The organism is Lysobacter niastensis (genome assembly GCF_031457115.1).
Taxonomy (GTDB): Bacteria; Pseudomonadota; Gammaproteobacteria; order Xanthomonadales; family Xanthomonadaceae; genus Lysobacter_J; species Lysobacter_J niastensis_A.
In genome coordinates, this window is sequence record NZ_JAVDVY010000001.1 from 960,097 (window position 1) to 976,917 (window position 16,821).

Here is a 16,821-nt window from a genome sequence, read left to right on the forward strand (position 1 = left end):
AGGTCTGTAGGGAGCGTCAGGGCTGGTACGTCAGAACGGGGCCGTCAGAACGGGGCCGTTAGAACCGGTGCGACCACCCGACCGTCAGCACGCGGCCGCGGCCGGCGACGTAGGTGTCGTTGCGTGGCGTGCTCTGCGAGTAGTAGGTGACGTACTGCTCGCCGAACAGGTTTTCCACACCGACGTTCAACTGGCCCAAGGGCAGTGCGAAGCGGGCCTGCAGGTCGACCGTGGTGTATCCGTCGAAGCTGGCCACCTGCACGCCGCGCAGGTCGAAATCGCGATCGAGCGAGCGGCTGGCCTGCAGGCGCGTGGAGACCGTTTCGGCCCAGCCCTGGTCCCAGAACGCGGTGACCCGGTCCGGGCTGACATTGATGCCGGGAAGGTCGCTGTCGACGCGATCGTCGCCGTTGCTGTCGTAGCGCGCTTCGGTGGCGGCATAACCCAGACCGACGCGACCCGCTTCGGAGAACTGGAACGCGACGTTGCCCTCGATGCCGTTGATCTCGGTGCGCTCGCGCACCACGTTGTAGGACTGGGTGGCGTTGTCGAAAGCCAGGCGCGAGCCCAGGTCGGAATCCGACCAGTAGGCCGCCAGGTGTGCGAGCCAGCGGCCGTTGTCGAAGTCCAGGCCGATCTCCTGGTTGTCGGCGATCACCGGCTGCAGATCGACCAGGTTGTCCACGCTCTGGCCGGGCGCGGTGATGGCGCGCAGCACGCGACCGATGTCGGCGACGGTGTAGCCCTCGGAATACGACGCGTAGAGCTTCAGCGAATCGGTGGCTTCCCACACGACACCCAGATTGGGCAGCACTTCGCTGGTCGAGGGCGAGCCGCCTTCCACCAGGTAGCGGGTCCCCTTCACGCCCGCAGGCGAAGTGCGCTGGTCCGGGATGGTGAGGTAATCATCGACCTCCAGTTTGCCGCGCTCGTAGCGCAGGCCGCCGCTCAGCATCACCGAATCGGCGACCCACCATTCCATCTGGACGAACGGCGACCACGACTCGTACGTGGTTTCCGGCACCCAGTCGATGTTGGCGCGCACCAGTTCCTGATAGGTCGTGTCGCGTGCGAGGTCGAGGCCCAGCGTGGCGCGCAGGCGCAGGCCGAACAGGTCGCCGCGCGACCAGCTGAACTTTCCGCCGAGCTTTTCGGATACGTTCTGCGACTGGTCGAACCAGTGGGGATCGCGGCCGTCGCCCCAGAAGTCGCCCCAATCGGTGCCGCCATAAAGCGCCTCGAAATCGACCCAATACAGCTGCGTTTGCAGGTAGCCGCCGGCCAGGTCCTTGTCGGTGTAATCCACGCTCAGCGATGTGGAAAGGTTGCGCGGACCTTCGCCTTCGCTGCCGCCGGGGGCCGACGTGGCCAGCTGGCCGGTGGCGATGTTGCCGTTGACGGTGTGGTAGTCGTTGTTGCCCTGCAGTTCGTATCGGTTGGCGGTGAAGTTCAGCCGCTGGTCTTCGCTGAGGTTCCAGCCGACCTTGCCGAACAGGTCGTTGCTACGGGAGTCCATCAGGTCGCCCTGGACATCGTTGACGGCGATCGCGTTGCCGTCGCCGTCGTAATACAGCCCTTCGCTGGCGTAGGAAGCGCCGCCGACGAAGTCGAAATCGCCGCTGCGCGTGCCGAATACATAGGAGCCGCGATAGCCGGTGCTGTCGCTCTCGTGCGGCAGCGCGGTGCTGGCGGCGACGTTGATGTCGTGGAAGGACTCGCCGCCCGGGCGCGGGGCGCGCTTGGTGATGATGTTGATGATGCCGCCCGAGGCGCCCAGGCCCTGCAGCGCGTTGGCGCCGTGGATCACCTCGATGCGCTCGATCATCGCCGGATCGATCGTGTGCCCATCGCGGCCGCCTTCGCGCAGCGGCGTGGACTGCGGCACGCCGTCGACCAGGTACAGCGGCTTGCGGCCGCGCAGGGTCTCGCCGCTGTTGCTCAGCTTCTGCCGGGAGGGCGAGAACGACGGGATCAGGTTGGCCAGGACCTGCGAGATGTCCTGGGTCAGCGCAAGCTGCTGCTTGAGCTGCTGCTGGTCGATCACCGTGATGGTGTTGGCCAGTGCCGCTTCGGAGTCGGGGATGCGGCTCGTGCTGGCCGAGACGGTGACCCGATCCAGCTCGGTGGCGTCATCGGCGCGCGCGACGGGCGAGACAAGGGCGGCGAGCAGGGCGCTCGCCAGAAGCTGACGACGGGGCATTACGCGGGATGTCCGTATGGGTTCAGGCTGTCATGTTAATGCGAACCATTCGCGTTTAACAGTCCGATAACCTCCTGCCTCCGAAGAGGACCAGTCCCGCAAAGCCAAAGGGGCGGGGCGCCGCCCGCAATATCGCGTGTCAAAAGGCGCCGAAGCGCTCGCGGACCTCAGCGTCCCGGGGCATGGACGTGGCGGCTCCGGCACGCTCCGTGGAGAGCCCGGCGTAGTGCACGGCATAACGCATGTGCTCGGAGAAGGCCGCGTCCGGCCTGGCGGCCAGTGAGGCCGCCAGGGCGCCATTGAAGGCATCGCCGGCGCCGGTGGTGTCGATGGCGTTCACCGTGGCGGCCAGAACGCGGTAATACGGGCCTGCATCGTTGCGAAGCATCTCCGGCGCATGCGACACGAAACAGCCAGCGGCGCCGAGCGTGATCACCACGCTGCCATGGGGCAACAGCCGGCGGCAGGCGGCGTGCAGCGTAGCGTCATCCTGCCTGGGGAGCGCATCGGCATCGATCCGCTCGCCGACATGGCGCTCGAGTTGCGCGCAGAACTCGGTTTCGTTGGGCGTGATCACGTCGGCCAGGGCTAGCAGCGACGCCGGAGCCACCGCATCGGCGGGGGCCGGATTGAGCAGCGTGAGCGCGCCCGCCCGGCGCGACTGTGCAAGCGCGGCTTCGACCGCCTGGACCGGAGATTCGAGTTGCGCCAGCACGGTGGCAGCGGCGGAGAACACATCGTCATGCTGGCCGACAAAGTCCGCGGAGAGTTCGGCGTTGGCCCCAGGGCCGATGACGATGGAGTTGCGGCCGTCGCTATCGACGTAGATTCCGGCGGTGCCGGTCGGCGCCTCGCAGGACAGGTCATGCAGATGGATGTCGTCCGCCGCGGCGAGGGCGCGTGCCAGCTGCCCGCCCAGGTCTTTGCCCAGCGCGCAGATGAAGCGGGTGTTCGCTCCGGCCCGTGCTGCGGCCGTAGCCTGGTTGAAGCCCTTGCCGCCCGGGCCGGTGTGGTAGTGGCCGCTCAGCGTTTCGCCGGGGCGGGGCAGCGAGGCCACCGTCCAGACGTGGTCGACGTTGAACGAGCCGACGACGACCACATTCGGGCGGCGGGCCTGTGTCATGGCATCAGCCGAAGTGTGTCAGCACGCCGGCGATGGTCGCGGTCATGAAGGTCGCGATTGAGCCGCCCAGCACCGCGCGCAGGCCGAAGCGGGCCAGGTCGTGGCGACGTTCGGGTGCAAGGCCGCCGATGCCGCCGATCTGGATCGCGATCGAGCTGAAGTTGGCGAAACCGCACAACGCGTAGGTCGCGATCAGGCGACCCTCGTCGGTCATGGCGACGCCGGCGACCTTGCCGTTGACGATGTCGGCCAGGTGCGCGTAGGCGACGAACTCGTTCAGCACGATCTTCTCACCGATCAGTCCACCCAGCGTGGTCGCATCCACCCACGGCGTGCCGATGACCCAGGCGAGCGGCGCGAGTACGTAGCCGAACAGCGTGGACAGGTCGGTCGGCTTGCCGATCGCGGCGGCCAGGCCGGTGGCGTCGCCGATCCACACCAGCGGCCAGTTGATCAGCGCGATCAACGCGATGAAGGCCAGCAGCATGGCGCCAATGTTGAGCGCCAGGCGCAGGCCGTCGCCGGCGCCGGCCGCAGCGGCGTCGATGATGTTGGCGGTGTTCTTCTCGACTTCCATCTTGACCGTGCCGCGGGTCAGCGGCTCGCCGGTTTCCGGCACCAGGATCTTGGCGATCACCAGTGTCGCCGGAGCGGCCATGATCGACGCGGCCAGCAGGTGCTTGGCGTAGAACGCCTGCGCTTCCGGATCGCCGCCGCCGAGCATGCCGACGTACGCGGCCAGCACGCCGCCAGCGATGTGCGCCATGCCGCCGATCATCATCGTGAGCAGTTCAGACTCGGTCATCTTCGGGATGTAGGGACGCACCGTCAGTGGCGCTTCGGTCTGGCCGATGAAGACGCTGGCGCAGACGCTGGTGGTCTCGGCGCCCGACACCCGCATGACCTTGGTGATCACCCAGGCCATGCCGCGCACAACCGCCTGCATCACGCCCAGGTGGTACAGCACGCCCATCAGCCCGGCGAAGAAGATGATGGTCGGCAGCACCTGGAAGGCGAAGATGAAGCCGAACCTGGAAGTGTCCATCAGGCTGCCGAAGATGAACTCCGAGCCCTTGCCGACGAAGCTGAGTACCTTGACGAAGCCGTGGCCGATCGAATCGAACACGTCGCGACCGCCGGGCACCAGCAGCACCACCGCGGCAAAGGCAACCTGCAGGCTGATGCCGGTGGCGACCAGCTTCCAGTCGACTCGGCGCTTGTTGTTGGAAAACAGCCAGGCTATGCCGACCAGCACCGCCAAACCAAACAGGCCGAAGGCCACCCGGACGATTGCTTCCACTCAGTACTCCCCCTGCCATCGGCGGGCGCCGCGGCTGATCTTGTTCGCATATCGGAAAAACGGACGTACCGCCCAGTTTTCCCCAGCCGGCGGCGCAGCCTAGTCCAGGCCCCCCCGCAGCGGCAAGCAGCAGCGAGCGGTGGTGGAAAGATCCGGTCGTTCAGCTATCGCGGGCGATCACCCGGTTGCGGCCCTGGCGCTTGGCCAGCCGCAGACGATGGTCGGCGCGGCGCAGCAGATTGGACAGGTCCAGTCCCTCGTGCGGATAGCCGACCAGCCCGGCGCTGAAAGTCAGCTGCATCGGTTCGGCGCCGCGTTCGACCTCGAAGGGTTTTTCGGAAACGGCCTGGCGGATCGCGTCGACCCGCTCCCACGCGGTGCCCAGCGGCTTGCGCAACAGCATGACGAACTCTTCGCCGCCCAGGCGCACCAGCCACTCGCCGGGCTCGGCCTGGTCGCGCAACGCGGAGACCACGTGCCTGAGCGCGCGGTCGCCGGCGTGGTGGCCGTTGTTGTCGTTGATCCGCTTGAAGTGATCCAAATCGATCAGCGCCAGCGTCAGGCTGCCGCCGTTCTCTCGGATGTGGTCGAACAGGCGTGGGACACGATGCTGCAGCCAGATGCGATTCGGCAGACGCGTCAGGCCGTCGGTGCCCGACATTTCCACCAGCCGCTGCATGCGGTAGACCACCATCGCCGTGATCAGCGTGACGATCATCAGCAGCACCAGGCGCTGCCCCTGGCTGGACAGGGTCACGGCGCCGTAGTCGGTGGACAACAGTTGCTCCGGCGAGGAGGCGACCGCGAACACGGCCAGCACGAGCATGGCGTACTGCGCGACGGCCAAGGCGCCCGCAAACAGGGTGACGCGACCGTCGCTGCGCAGCGCGGTCAGCAGGATAGCCAGCACATAGCCGCACCATACGATCAGGCTGTTCAGCGCTGCCGGCAGATGGTGGAAGGCCAGCACCACCAGGATCAGCGTAGTCACGCTGACGTCGTAGGCGGTGGTGACGAATGGCAGCCAGGGTAACTGCCGGCTTCGCCGGGCCAGCGCCAGCCACACCTGCGCGAAGACGTTGATGAACACGGCGCCGCCGAGCCCGATCATGGTTTCGCGGACGCCGCCGCCGCCGGCGGCATTGATCAGCGGCAACATCAGCAATGCCACGGCAATGACGGCGCGCAGCCGGGCCACCAGCAACTCGCCGCCGGCACCGACCTCGAGCAGGATCTCGTCGGGTCGTGCCATCAAGGCCGTGGCGATTTCACGCAGCTTGCCGACGTGCATGCTTCCCCCTGGCCGTCAGGCTTTGCGGCGAGCATAGCGCGCGTCGTGGCCGATCGGGATCAGCCCACTCCCTTCCAGGCAGCCCAGACGGCCAGCAAGCCGAACACGGCTGCGGCGACGTGTCGAGCGGCCTTCAGCGGCAGGCGGTCGGCGAATCGGCTGCCCAGCAGCACCACGGGGACGTTCGCCAGCAGCATGCCGACCGTGGTGCCGGCGACCACCTGCCATAGGGGCTGGTACTTGGCGGCGAGCAGCACCGTCGCGATCTGGGTCTTGTCGCCGATCTCGGCGACGAAGAAGGCCAGCGTGGTGGCGATGAACGCGCCGCGTGCCGGCAGTGTTTCGCCGTCGTCGAGCGTATCGGGCTTGAGCGTCCACAGAGCGATCGCGGCGAAGCTGCCGGCGACGATCCAGCGCAGGACATCCGGCTGCAACCAGTGCGCAACCAGCGCGCCGAGCCAGCCGGCCAGCGCATGGTTGAGCATGGTCGCGACCAGGATCCCGGCCACGATCGGCCACGGCTTGCGGAACCGCGCCGCCAGCAGCAGTGCCAGCAACTGGGTCTTGTCGCCGATCTCGGCCAACGCGACCACGCCCGTCGATACGGCGGCAGCGGAAAGGGGAAATGCTTCCATGTTGAGAGTTCCGGGGCCGGGCATTCGCGTGGACGCGAAGGCAAACGCCACGCGGCCCGGCCCGGCTTTCGCCAGATTGCTCGCGTAACGCCTGCCTTCGGTCTTGCCCGTGGTCGTGGCCTCAGCCTGCGACCGCTCCAGCGCCATGGCCTGTGGGCCAAGTGTGTTGACGCGGGTCCCCGCTGTACTCCTCGCATGCAACCGGCATACAAGGCGATGGACGGGTGAGCTACTCCCCGGAGGAGGAAGTGCGCGCATTCTACCAGCCGGTCCGGGCGGGCGACACCGCTAAACTGAACGCATTCGGTTCCAGGAGCCCCCATGCAATACCGTCGTCTCGGTTCGTCCGGCCTGCAGCTTTCGGCGCTGTCCTTCGGCGCGTGGCTCACGTTCGGCTCGCAAATCGGCCGCTCCACCGCCCGCGATCTGATCGCGACGGCCTGGGACCATGGCATCAACTTCTTCGACAACGCCGAGACCTATGCCAACGGCGAGGCCGAGAAGGTCATGGGCGACGTGATCGCCGACTTGCGTCTGCCGCGCGACGGTTACTGCGTGTCGAGCAAGGTTTTCTTCGGCGCAGTATCCGATCCGCGCCCGACCCAGAAGGGCCTGTCTCGCAAGCACGTGACCGACGCCTGCCACGCGGCGCTGAAGCGGCTGCGGGTCGAGTACCTCGACCTGTACTACTGTCATCGGCCGGACCCAGATGCACCGATCGAAGAAACGGTGCATGCAATGGATACGCTGGTTCGCCAAGGCAAGGTGCTGTATTGGGGCACCTCCGAATGGACGGCCGCGCAGATCCGCGAGGCGAACAAGATCGCGCGCGCGAACCATCTGTGCGCGCCCACCATGGAACAGCCGCAATACAACCTGCTGCATCGTGAAAGGGTCGAACTGGAATATGCGCCGCTGTATGCCGAAATGGGCCTGGGTACGACCATCTGGTCGCCGCTGGCATCGGGCCTGCTCACCGGCAAGTACAACGCAGGGGTTCCGAGCGAAGCCCGCCTTGGCCGGGAAGGGCTGGGCTGGTTGCAACGCACGGTGCTGGGCAGCGAAGGCGAGCGCTTGGCGCGTGCGCGTGGCTTCATCGATTACGCGGGCGAGATGGGCATCGCACCGGCGCCATTGGCGATCGCCTGGTGCCTGCGCAACCCGCATGTGTCCAGCGTGATCCTGGGCGCGAGCCGACCGGAGCAACTGCTGCAGAACCTGCAAGCGCTGGAGCTGGTGGAGCGCCTGGGCGAGGCGGATTGGCAGCGCATCGAGGCGGCCGTCCGCGCATAGCGGTTTGTTGACTCGGTAATGAGAATCATTATCATCTGTGGCTCGTCCAGAACGAGCCAAGCCCATGTCCCTGCGCGCACCGCTGCTGCATCTGAAGCCACGTTCCGATCGCCCGTCCTCCTTGATGAGCGCGCACGCCTCTCTCGCACCGATTCCGCTCCAAGGTGCCGTGGAGAGCAACTCCCTGCTGCGGGGCAGTCGTGAACTGCTGATCCGTCACGGTGACGAGGTCTATCGGCTGCGCCACACTCGGAACGACAAGCTGATCCTGACCAAGTGATTCCCGTCCGGGTTTGTACCGAACCGAATCAACGATTGAACAAGCGCTGAGATCGTCATCCCGCCGCGCTTCCCGATGCGAGCAGCGTGGCGAGGCGCACCAATCTCAGAACGGCCTCAGATCAACATCGTCAGAGCCGGCGCTTGCGGCGGCTTCGGCGGAGCAGGAGGTGCCGGCGGTGCCGGGACTCCGGCGGGCGGCACCGGTGCGGTTGGCGGCGTCAGGTGCGCGGGGGGTGCCGGTGGTGCAGGGGGCGCCGGCGGTGCGGGCGGTGCTGGCGGGAACTGCAGTTGCGCCAGCTTCGGCACCTTGACCTGGGCCGTTCCGGTCTTGCGATCACGCAGGTAGGTCACGCTTGCTTGGCTGTCGACGGGTTTATTGCGCAGCGCCGCCATCGCTTCGCGGGGTGAATTGACGGCCTTGCCGTCGATGCTTTGGATCACATCGCCAGCTTTCAGTCCCGCCAGTTCGGTGCTGGTGCTCAGCACCAGCACGCCACGATCCGCGCCGAAGTAGCGCCCGAGGTCCTTGTCCACGGTCGCCAGGTTGAGCCCGCTCCAGCGGAACGCCTCGGTCAGCATCGGCAGCCGGCAATCGTCGCCCTTGCAGTTCCCCGGGGGGCCGAGTCGGATGATCTCGCTGCGCACCTGCGGTGCCACGACCGGCGCCACGTGCATCTCGATCGCATCACCGTCCACGTTCCAGTCGGCCGCGCCGTTGCCGGTGACGATGTGACGGGTCATCACGGGACCTCCGTCCTGGTCTCGCACCAGCAGCACGCGGTCGCCTGGCTGCGGCGTCGCCTTGACCGTGGCGCTGCGGCCGTCGCGCTCGTAGGTCAATGCGACCGGCGTCTTGATGTCGATGGAGCGCAGGTTCTCGCGCGCCTGCGCCAGCCGCTGCTCGGGGTTTTTGTCGGTCAGGTTCTTTCCGTCGATCGCGGTGATGCGATCGCCGCTGCGCAATCCGGCCTTGGCGGCGCCGCTTTCGGGCGTGACCGCGGCGATACGCACGCCAGGGCCCGAATCCGGTGCCAGCACGACACCGAGCACGGGATGCGACTCGAAGCGGCGCTCGAAGACGAAGGTCTCGGCGCCGCCCTGTTCGCGGCTGAGTTCGGCGACCCGCTTGGCGGCGCGGTCGAGGTCGGCGCGAGCGGCGGCGAGTTCGCGGGCCTTATCGGGGTCGCTGGCTTTGTCCTGCGCACTGGCGGTGCAGGCGAGCAGCAGGCCGATCGACGCGGCGATCAGGGTCGGCTTGGCTTGGCTGAGCTTCATGGTGTGTTCTCGTCCTGCGTGGTTGAGTGGGTTCAGTCGACGCTGACCAGGGCGCCGTCATAGCGCTCGCCCTGCGCAGCGAGCCAGAGTTGGGTGGTCTCGACGCCAGCGAGGTCGCGCAGCGTGCGCACGCGCTCGCGCCACAGCGCCTCTCGTTGATCGAGGGGCAAGGAGTTCTGGGTCAGCCCGGCGTCGATCAGGCCGATGCGCTGGCCGAGTTCGTCGCTCATCACCGTCGCCGCTGCGCTGCCGACGCGGTCGTCGCGGGTCATGGCGATCAGCGCTTCCAGTCGCGCCGATTCGGCCTGCAGTTGCATCAGCGTGTCGGCGCGGTCATTGCTTGCATCGACCGTGGCGGCGGTAGTGCGGGCTGAGGTGCTGCTGGCGATAGCGTCCGTGCCCGGGCGCGAGGCCGTGTCGTGAATCGCCGTCGATGGAGCCGCCGTCGATGGAGCACGCTGCGTAGGCGCAGGGGCGCGCTTGGTCGTGGCCTGTCGCGATGCCGCGCGGACGGGTGCTGCATTGGCGAAGTCGGCGCTGGCATGGGCCACACCGGTCGCCAAGCGAGCGGTCGATGCGATCGCATTCGAAGGCGTTGCCGCCGCGACAGTGTCAGGTGAAGTGCGGGACACCGCTGCCGGCGGAGTCGCGGTCGACACCGTTGCGGGAAGGTCAGAATCAGGCGCCGAAGTGACGTGCTCGCGCATCAACAGCAGAGGGACCACCGCCACAGTGGCAAGCACGGCCGCAAGCGCCAGCCAGCGATTGCGCCTGTTTCGTGGGAGACGGATGGCGGCAGGCGAGTCCAGCGCCCCGGACAAGCGCGACCAGCCATCAGCCGGCGGCGTTTCCAATGGCAGCGCGGCGAAGGCGGCGTTCCAGTCGTGGGGCATCGTGTCTGGATGGGCAGTGTCAGGCATGGGCCCTCTCCCGTTGCAATCCGGTCTGTTCCGGTTCGAGCAGTTCGCGCAGGCGGCGGCTGCCGCGGGCGAGTTGCGATTTGGAGAAGCTCGGCGTGCGCTGCATCAGCGCCGCGATCTCCTCGTGGGTGTAACCCTCGGCGTGGTACAGCCACAGCACGCTGCGCGTGGCCGATGGCAGTTGATTCAATGCCCGTGTCAGGACGGCGGCATCGGCTGCCGCTGCCGGCAGTGGACCTGGGTCAACGACGTGCGCGCCGTCGTCTTCCAGCACCAGGTCGTTGGCGAAACGGCGCTGGCTGCGCAGGCGCATCAGCGCCTCATTGACGGCGATCTGCCGCAGCCATCCCCAGAACGGGCTGCCCTGGTGGCCGCGGAATTCGCCAATCTTGCCGAGCACCTTGAGCATGGTTTCCTGCAGCACTTCGGCCGCCTCCTCGCGATCGCCACCGATGCGCATGGCCAGGTTGAATACCGGCCGCTCGAACCAGCGGTACAGCTGCTCGAACGCCGCCCGCTCGCCCGCGCGCGCCCGTGCCAGCAGGGCGTCGGGTACGTCGATGGCGAAACTGCTCCGGGGGGAGGAGGGCGTCGCCGACGGCTCGGTGGAGTCGGTGTTTGGTGGCATGTCACATAGCTAGATGCAGCGGCCGGCAAAACCGTCGCACGGCCTCGACGGGAGGGGCTTCCACCTATACTCGGTCCCAATACAGGGAGGGGACACCATGAGTCTGGGTACGCTGTTGGCGGTGGTAGTGCTGTTCGCGGGCGTGGTCATCCTGTTCAAGACCGTGAGGATGGTGCCGCAGGGCTACGAGTGGACGGTGGAACGCTTCGGAAAGTACACCCATACGATGGACCCGGGGCTGCACTTCCTGATCCCGATCGTCTACGGCGTCGGCCGCAAGATCAACATGATGGAGCAGGTGCTGGAAGTGCCCAGCCAGGACGTGATCACCAAGGACAACGCGGTGGTCAAGGTCGACGGCATCGTCTTCTTCCAGGTGCTCGATGCCGCCAAGGCCGCCTACGAGGTCGCCCAGCTGGAAGTGGCCATCCTCAACCTGGTGATGACCAACATCCGTACCGCGATCGGCTCGATGGACCTGGACGAGTCGCTGTCCAAGCGCGACGAGATCAACACCAAGGTGCTGATGGCGGTCGACGCGGCGACCCACCCGTGGGGGCTCAAGGTCAACCGCATCGAGCTCAAGGACATCCAGCCGCCGCGCGACCTGGTCGATTCGATGGCGCGCCAGATGAAGGCCGAACGCGAGAAGCGCGCCAACGTGCTCGAGGCGGAGGGCTTCCGTCAGGCCGCGATCCTGAAAGCCGAGGGAGAGAAGCAGTCGGTGATCCTCGAAGCCGAGGGCCAGAAGGAAGCCGCCTTTCGCCAGGCCGAGGCACGCGAACGTCTGGCCGAGGCCGAGGCCAAGGCAACGCAACTGGTGTCGGACGCCATTGCCAGCGGCAACGTGCAGGCGATCAACTATTTCGTCGCGCAGAAGTACATCGAGGCGTTCAAGGCGCTGGCCGAGGCGCCGAACCAGAAGTTCGTGATGATGCCGATGGAGTCGGCGGGCGTGATCGGTTCGCTGGCCGGTATCGCCGAGTTGGCCAAGGAGGCGCTGGATCGACAGCCCACCCGCGCCGTGCCGCCGCTGCCGCGCACCGGAGGCTGACCCATGCAATGGAACTGGGAGACGGTGACCTGGGCCGCGGTGGCGTTGCTGCTGTTCGCGGCCGAAGCGCTTGCGCCGGGCGCATTCATGCTGTGGCTGGGTTTTGCCGCAGCCGCGGTGTTCGTGTTCGTGCTGCTGGTGCCCGGTGTATCGGTGTTGGCGCAGGTGGCGGTGTTCGTCGTGCTCAGCTTCGTATCCATCCAGGTGTACCGGACGTGGTTTCGTGGCCGCGAGCCCAGGAGCGATCAGCCGGTACTCAATCGCCGCGCGGCCGCGTTGATCGGGCGCGCCGTGCCGCTGGAGCGGGCCATCGTCAACGGCCAGGGCCGCGTGCAGATCGCCGATGCGTATTGGGACGTCACGGGTCCCGACTTGCCGGCGGGCACGACGGTGCGCATCGTCGCCGCGGATGGCATGACGCTGAAGGTGCAGCAGGTGGACAGCTAGCGCCACGTGCGCCGGCGTATGCGCAGCCAGCCGGCCAAGCCGCGCCGCATCTGGGATAATGCCGGGCTCCCCTTCACGCAGGCCCGGCCATGATCCAGAAGACCATCCTCAACGACGCCCACCGCGCTCTCGGCGCCAAGATGGTCGACTTCGGCGGCTGGGACATGCCGATCCACTACGGTTCGCAGATCGACGAGCACCACCTGGTGCGTCGCGAAGCCGGCATGTTCGACGTCAGCCATATGACCGTGGTCGACCTGCGTGGCGCCAAGGTGCGCGATTTCCTGCGCCGCCTGGTCGCCAACTCGGTCGACAAGCTCAAGGTGCCGGGCAAGGCGCTCTACACCTGCATGCTCAACCCGCAGGGCGGCGTGATCGACGACCTGATCATCTATTTCCGTACCGAGGACTTCTTCCGCCTGGTGGTCAATGCCGCCACGCGCGAGAAGGACCTGGCGTGGATCACCGGGCAGGCCAAGGCATTCGACGTGCAGGTCACCGAGCGTCCCGACTTCGGCATGATCGCCGTGCAGGGTCCGCAGGCGCGCGAGAAGGTGCTTGGCCTGCTGCGCGAGGAAGACCGCGCTGCCATCGCCAAGCTCGGCAAGTTCGCCGCCGGCGAAGCGCGCACGACGGGCGGCGTCGACGTGTTCGTCGCGCGTACCGGCTACACCGGCGAGGACGGCTTCGAGGTCGTCGTGCCGGAAGACCAGACCGTTGCGTTCTGGAACGAATTGCTGCAGGCGGGCGTGAAGCCGGCGGGCCTGGGGGCGCGCGACACGCTGCGCCTGGAAGCCGGCATGGCGCTGTACGGCCAGGACATGGACGATGCCGTATCGCCGTATGAAGCCGCGCTGGCATGGACGGTCGCGCTCGACGAGGGCCGCGATTTCATCGGTCGCGGCGTGCTGGAAGCGCAGAAGGCCGCTGGCGTGCCGCGCCAGATGATCGGCCTGGTCATGGACGAGAAGGGCGTGCTGCGCCACGGGCAGAAGGTGCTCACCGACAACGGCGAGGGCGAAATCCTTTCCGGCACGTTCTCGCCGACGCTGGGCAAGGCCATCGCCTTCGCCCGCGTGCCGGCCGGTGCGCCGGGCAACGTCCGCGTCGACATCCGCGGCAAGGAAGTGCCGGTGCGCGTGGTCAAGTTCCCGTTCGTGCGCGATGGCCAGCCACAGGAAGGCGTGCTGGGCTGAGCACTGTCCACTGATGCATGAAGCCGGCGAAAGCCGGCTTCATGCTTTGGGGCTTGCTGACCCGATGCATTGGCATGATCCGTGTGTGCACGGGTAGTCGGGCATCGTGCAGGTTTCAGATTCTGATGACTCACTGGTAGCGAGGCGTCCAGCGATGGCCATTTCCCCGACCGTGCTGACGGTCGACTATTTCTTCAGCCTGCTATCCCCGTATGCGTATCTCGGGCATGCGGCCCTGCTTTCGGTGATGCGGGAGGCCGGCACCAGGCCGCGCTATCGCCCGGTGCGGATCTTCGAGTTGTTCGCCGCCAACGGCGGGCTGCCGTTGGGGCAACGCGCGCCGGCGCGGCAGCGTTACCGGCTGGTCGAACTCCAGCGCTGGCGCGAGCAGCGCGGATTGCCGCTGAACCTCGCACCGAGGTTCTTTCCCGTCGATATTGCCCTGGCCGACCGCTGCGCCATCGCGTTGGTCGAGGCGGGCCATGATCCGGCCGGCTACATGGACGCCGCGTTCCGCGCGCTGTGGGCGCACGACCTCGATCTCGCCGATCCACAGGTGGTCGCGCGCCTGCTCGGCGGCCACGGCTTCGATGCGTCCGCCGTGATGGCCGTGGCGGCATCGCAGGAGGTGGGCAATGTGTACGACCTCAATACGCAGGCGGCGATCGCCGCCGACCTGCCCGGGCTGCCGGGCTATGTGCTCCATGGAGAGCCGTTCTGGGGCCAGGACCGGATCGATGCCCTGCGCGCGGCCTTGATCAGCGGTCGTGCACCCTACGTACCAGACTGAGATTGCGACCCTGTCGCACGGCGCGGCTGCGCCGCTAAACTAGCCACCGTCCCAGCCGTCCCCCGCAAAGTTCGAGGCCAACGCCATGAGTGAAATCCCCGGTGATCTGAAGTTCCTTAAATCCCACGAGTGGGTCCGCATCGATGGTGACGGCAAGGCCACCGTCGGCATTTCCGACCATGCCCAAGGCCTGCTCGGAGACCTGGTCTACGTCGAACTCCCCAACGTGGGCGACCGTGTCGAGGCGGGCAATGCCTGCGCGGTGGTCGAGTCGGTCAAGGCGGCCTCGGACGTGTACGCGCCCGTGACCGGCAAGGTCGTGGCGGTGAATGCCGCGCTGGCCGACAAGCCGGAAACGATCAACGAGGACGCGTACGGCGAAGGCTGGATCTTCACCGTCGAACTCGAAGAGCCGGAACAGCTCAACGAGCTGCTTGCCCCTGATGACTACGCCGAACTGCTGGAAGACGAAGACCACTAAGCCGTCTTCCCAGCCGTCACCCGAGACCGGCCGCCCAGTGCGGCCGGTTTCTTTTTTGGGGTGTGGCGTGCGTAAAACCGCATGTTTTCCCCGGGTGCGGCGCACACATTCCGGTCGAGCGATGCCGCGCCGAGCCGCTTCGCATCGAGGTGCCTGGTGCACGATCAGAACCCTGATCGGCATGCGTCCGCCGTCCTGGCCCTGGACGTTCTTTCCACTGCGATACGTGTGCGGACCCGAGTCGGACACGTGCCGCGCGGGGTCGCCGAGGCATGTCGATCTCGATGCGCCGATCGCTTCGACAGGTCCGATCGAATGACCGCGGGCGGAAATTTCTTTGCGCACTTTCGCGCAAATCGGCTTGTGCGACGCGAAATCGGCCGGTGTCGAAGCGAGGTTAATTGCAGGCCCCGATTCTGCCCCGCGCCAGCGTCCCGGAACGCAGCGGCGATACCTGCGAGTAACCGGCCACTCGCAATGCGTTGCGTATTGGAGCGCTGAAATAAAGCCTTTTTTTAAAACCGATTATTCGATCATCGCTGCAACGGAAAAACCGTGGCCATGTTTGATCGCCCTGTTCGACGCCTTCCGCATACCCCCGGGAAGAGGGTGACCACAAAAAAAAATCCCCGGACTTGTTGACAGTCCGAAAAACCGTGATTAGGTTTCGCCCAGCAGACGTTTCCTGCGGAAGCGAGTGAGCAAAGACAACGCGACAACACGCAGTGCTAAACGGACCTCCGCCCGGACATTCAAAACGGTGGAAGCAGGATTCGTTTCCCCTGCGGAATCGCACAAGGCAGATTTCTTGAAACCCGGTTCGCCTTCGGTGGGCCGGGTTTTTGTTTGGCCGCAAAGCGCGGTCAGCCACGTCCGTGCTGTCCTGATCGGACGTGGCGCCCATCGTCGGGAGGCGATGGGGATGCAGAGAATCCGTTGCGATGCGCTTGGCGCATCGCCGGCTGGAGGCGGGTCCGATTCCCGCTCCTTTGGTTCGACCTGGGCTGTAAACCCGAAAGACCACTGATCGACTACTGACGAGGAGCCATACCATGGCCATGAAGAAAGCTGCTAAGAAGAAACCCGCTGCCAAGAAGGCCGCCAAGAAGGCGGTGAAGAAGGCCGCCGTCCGCAAGGCCGTCAAGAAGGCCGGTGCCCGCAAGGCCGTCAAGAAGGCCGCTGTCCGCAAGGCTGTGAAGAAGGCCGCTGTCCGCAAGGCCGTCAAGAAGGCCGCTGTCCGCAAGGCTGTGAAGAAGGCCGCTGTCCGCAAGGCCGTCAAGAAGGCTGGCGCCCGCAAGGCCGTCAAGAAGGCCGCTGTCCGCAAGGCCGTCAAGAAGGCCGGTGCCCGCAAGGCCGTGAAGAAGGTCGCCCGCAAGAAGGTCGCGAAGAAGGTAGTCCGCAAGGCCGCTGCGAAGAAGGCTGTCCGCAAGGCCGCTGCGAAGAAGGTTGTCCGCAAGGCCGCTGTGAAGAAGGCCGTCCGCAAGAAGGCCGCGAAGAAGGCGGTTGCCGCCGCAATGCCGGCCACCCCGGCGCCGATGATCTAAAAAAAGAAAGTCCCGATTGCCGTAATACAGCTCTCTCCCCGCGCCCAGGCGGGGGGAGAGTTTTTTTTTGAGCATGAGTCCGGTGCGGACGCCGATGTTCACCAGTACTACGCATGTCAGCGGCACCTGATGCGACCCGTCGCGCTGAATGCAGTGCCATGGAGCCGTCACGTATTCGCGGTCGGATGGAGCAAACTCCCAGTTTGGCGTGCCGTGCCGGCTCAAGGTCATGGCGCTGTTGTTCTCAACTGCAGCATGCCGGAACAAGAATCCCTCATCCGTCCTTCGGGCCCGTTCTCCCGCAAACGGGAAAGGGAACATCCAGGCCATATCCCGCTTGCCCAGAAGGATGAGGGCCGCGA

15 protein-coding genes and 1 pseudogene are annotated in these 16,821 nt (G+C 66.3%); 8 read left to right on the top strand and 8 right to left on the bottom strand.

Going from position 1 to position 16,821, the window contains the following annotated elements:
- Positions 1-58 precede the first annotated feature (58 nt).
- The 5 genes from J2X06_RS04395 to J2X06_RS04415 form a co-directional block, all read right to left on the bottom strand.
- Entirely contained in the window at positions 59-2,200 is a 2,142-nt protein-coding gene (locus J2X06_RS04395) for a TonB-dependent receptor (protein WP_310058759.1), read from the bottom strand.
- Positions 2,201-2,339: 139 nt separating this feature from the next.
- Complete coding sequence (locus J2X06_RS04400) at positions 2,340-3,323, bottom strand: ribokinase (RefSeq protein ID WP_310058762.1); 984 nt, start codon at positions 3,321-3,323, stop codon at positions 2,340-2,342.
- A 4-nt stretch (positions 3,324-3,327) separates the two neighbouring features.
- Entirely contained in the window at positions 3,328-4,623 is a 1,296-nt protein-coding gene (locus tag J2X06_RS04405) for a NupC/NupG family nucleoside CNT transporter (RefSeq protein ID WP_310058765.1), read from the bottom strand.
- Between the two features lie 160 nt (positions 4,624-4,783).
- Positions 4,784-5,914 carry a GGDEF domain-containing protein gene (locus tag J2X06_RS04410; protein ID WP_310058768.1) on the bottom strand — a complete coding sequence of 377 codons (1,131 nt, stop codon included), beginning with the start codon at positions 5,912-5,914 and terminating at the stop codon, positions 4,784-4,786.
- 59 nt (positions 5,915-5,973) lie between these two features.
- The gene (locus J2X06_RS04415; protein WP_310058770.1) at positions 5,974-6,549 is read right to left on the bottom strand and encodes a TMEM165/GDT1 family protein; all 576 of its coding nucleotides are present in this window, start codon (positions 6,547-6,549) and stop codon (positions 5,974-5,976) included.
- 321 nt (positions 6,550-6,870) lie between these two features.
- Between J2X06_RS04415 and J2X06_RS04420 the strand changes: the two genes are divergently transcribed.
- The gene (locus J2X06_RS04420; RefSeq protein ID WP_310058773.1) at positions 6,871-7,842 is read left to right on the top strand and encodes an aldo/keto reductase; all 972 of its coding nucleotides are present in this window, start codon (positions 6,871-6,873) and stop codon (positions 7,840-7,842) included.
- Between the two features lie 175 nt (positions 7,843-8,017).
- Positions 8,018-8,122, top strand: a pseudogene (gene hemP, locus J2X06_RS18000) (hemin uptake protein HemP); the annotation flags it as partial.
- 116 nt (positions 8,123-8,238) lie between these two features.
- Here hemP and J2X06_RS04430 read toward each other — a convergent pair.
- The 3 genes from J2X06_RS04430 to J2X06_RS04440 are packed head-to-tail and all read right to left on the bottom strand — an operon-like array spanning position 8,239 to position 10,947.
- Entirely contained in the window at positions 8,239-9,399 is a 1,161-nt protein-coding gene (locus J2X06_RS04430) for a PDZ domain-containing protein (RefSeq protein ID WP_310058780.1), read from the bottom strand.
- Between the two features lie 32 nt (positions 9,400-9,431).
- Positions 9,432-10,319, bottom strand: a complete 888-nt coding sequence (locus J2X06_RS04435) for a hypothetical protein (RefSeq protein WP_310058782.1) — start codon at positions 10,317-10,319, stop codon at positions 9,432-9,434.
- Entirely contained in the window at positions 10,312-10,947 is a 636-nt protein-coding gene (locus J2X06_RS04440; protein WP_310058784.1) for an RNA polymerase sigma factor, read from the bottom strand. The genes J2X06_RS04435 and J2X06_RS04440 overlap by 8 nt, the downstream gene beginning before the upstream one ends.
- Before the next feature lie 97 nt (positions 10,948-11,044).
- Between J2X06_RS04440 and J2X06_RS04445 the strand changes: the two genes are divergently transcribed.
- The 6 genes from J2X06_RS04445 to J2X06_RS04470 all read left to right on the top strand — a co-directional run bounded on the left by J2X06_RS04445 (position 11,045) and on the right by J2X06_RS04470 (position 16,459).
- A complete protein-coding gene (locus J2X06_RS04445; RefSeq protein ID WP_310058787.1) occupies positions 11,045-12,001 on the top strand; it encodes an SPFH domain-containing protein in 957 nt (318 codons plus the stop codon).
- A gap of 3 nt (positions 12,002-12,004) precedes the next feature.
- Positions 12,005-12,448 carry an NfeD family protein gene (locus J2X06_RS04450; protein WP_310058789.1) on the top strand — a complete coding sequence of 148 codons (444 nt, stop codon included), beginning with the start codon at positions 12,005-12,007 and terminating at the stop codon, positions 12,446-12,448.
- Positions 12,449-12,537: 89 nt separating this feature from the next.
- Positions 12,538-13,644 (top strand): glycine cleavage system aminomethyltransferase GcvT, encoded by a 1,107-nt coding sequence (gene gcvT / locus J2X06_RS04455; RefSeq protein ID WP_310058792.1) that lies wholly within the window; start codon positions 12,538-12,540, stop codon positions 13,642-13,644.
- 154 nt (positions 13,645-13,798) lie between these two features.
- On the top strand, positions 13,799-14,434 hold the full coding sequence (locus tag J2X06_RS04460; protein ID WP_310058795.1) for a 2-hydroxychromene-2-carboxylate isomerase: 636 nt from the start codon (positions 13,799-13,801) through the stop codon (positions 14,432-14,434).
- 85 nt (positions 14,435-14,519) lie between these two features.
- The gene (gene gcvH / locus J2X06_RS04465) at positions 14,520-14,915 is read left to right on the top strand and encodes a glycine cleavage system protein GcvH (protein ID WP_310058797.1); all 396 of its coding nucleotides are present in this window, start codon (positions 14,520-14,522) and stop codon (positions 14,913-14,915) included.
- Between the two features lie 1,052 nt (positions 14,916-15,967).
- The gene (locus tag J2X06_RS04470; protein WP_310058799.1) at positions 15,968-16,459 is read left to right on the top strand and encodes a hypothetical protein; all 492 of its coding nucleotides are present in this window, start codon (positions 15,968-15,970) and stop codon (positions 16,457-16,459) included.
- The last annotated feature ends 362 nt before the right edge of the window (positions 16,460-16,821 follow it).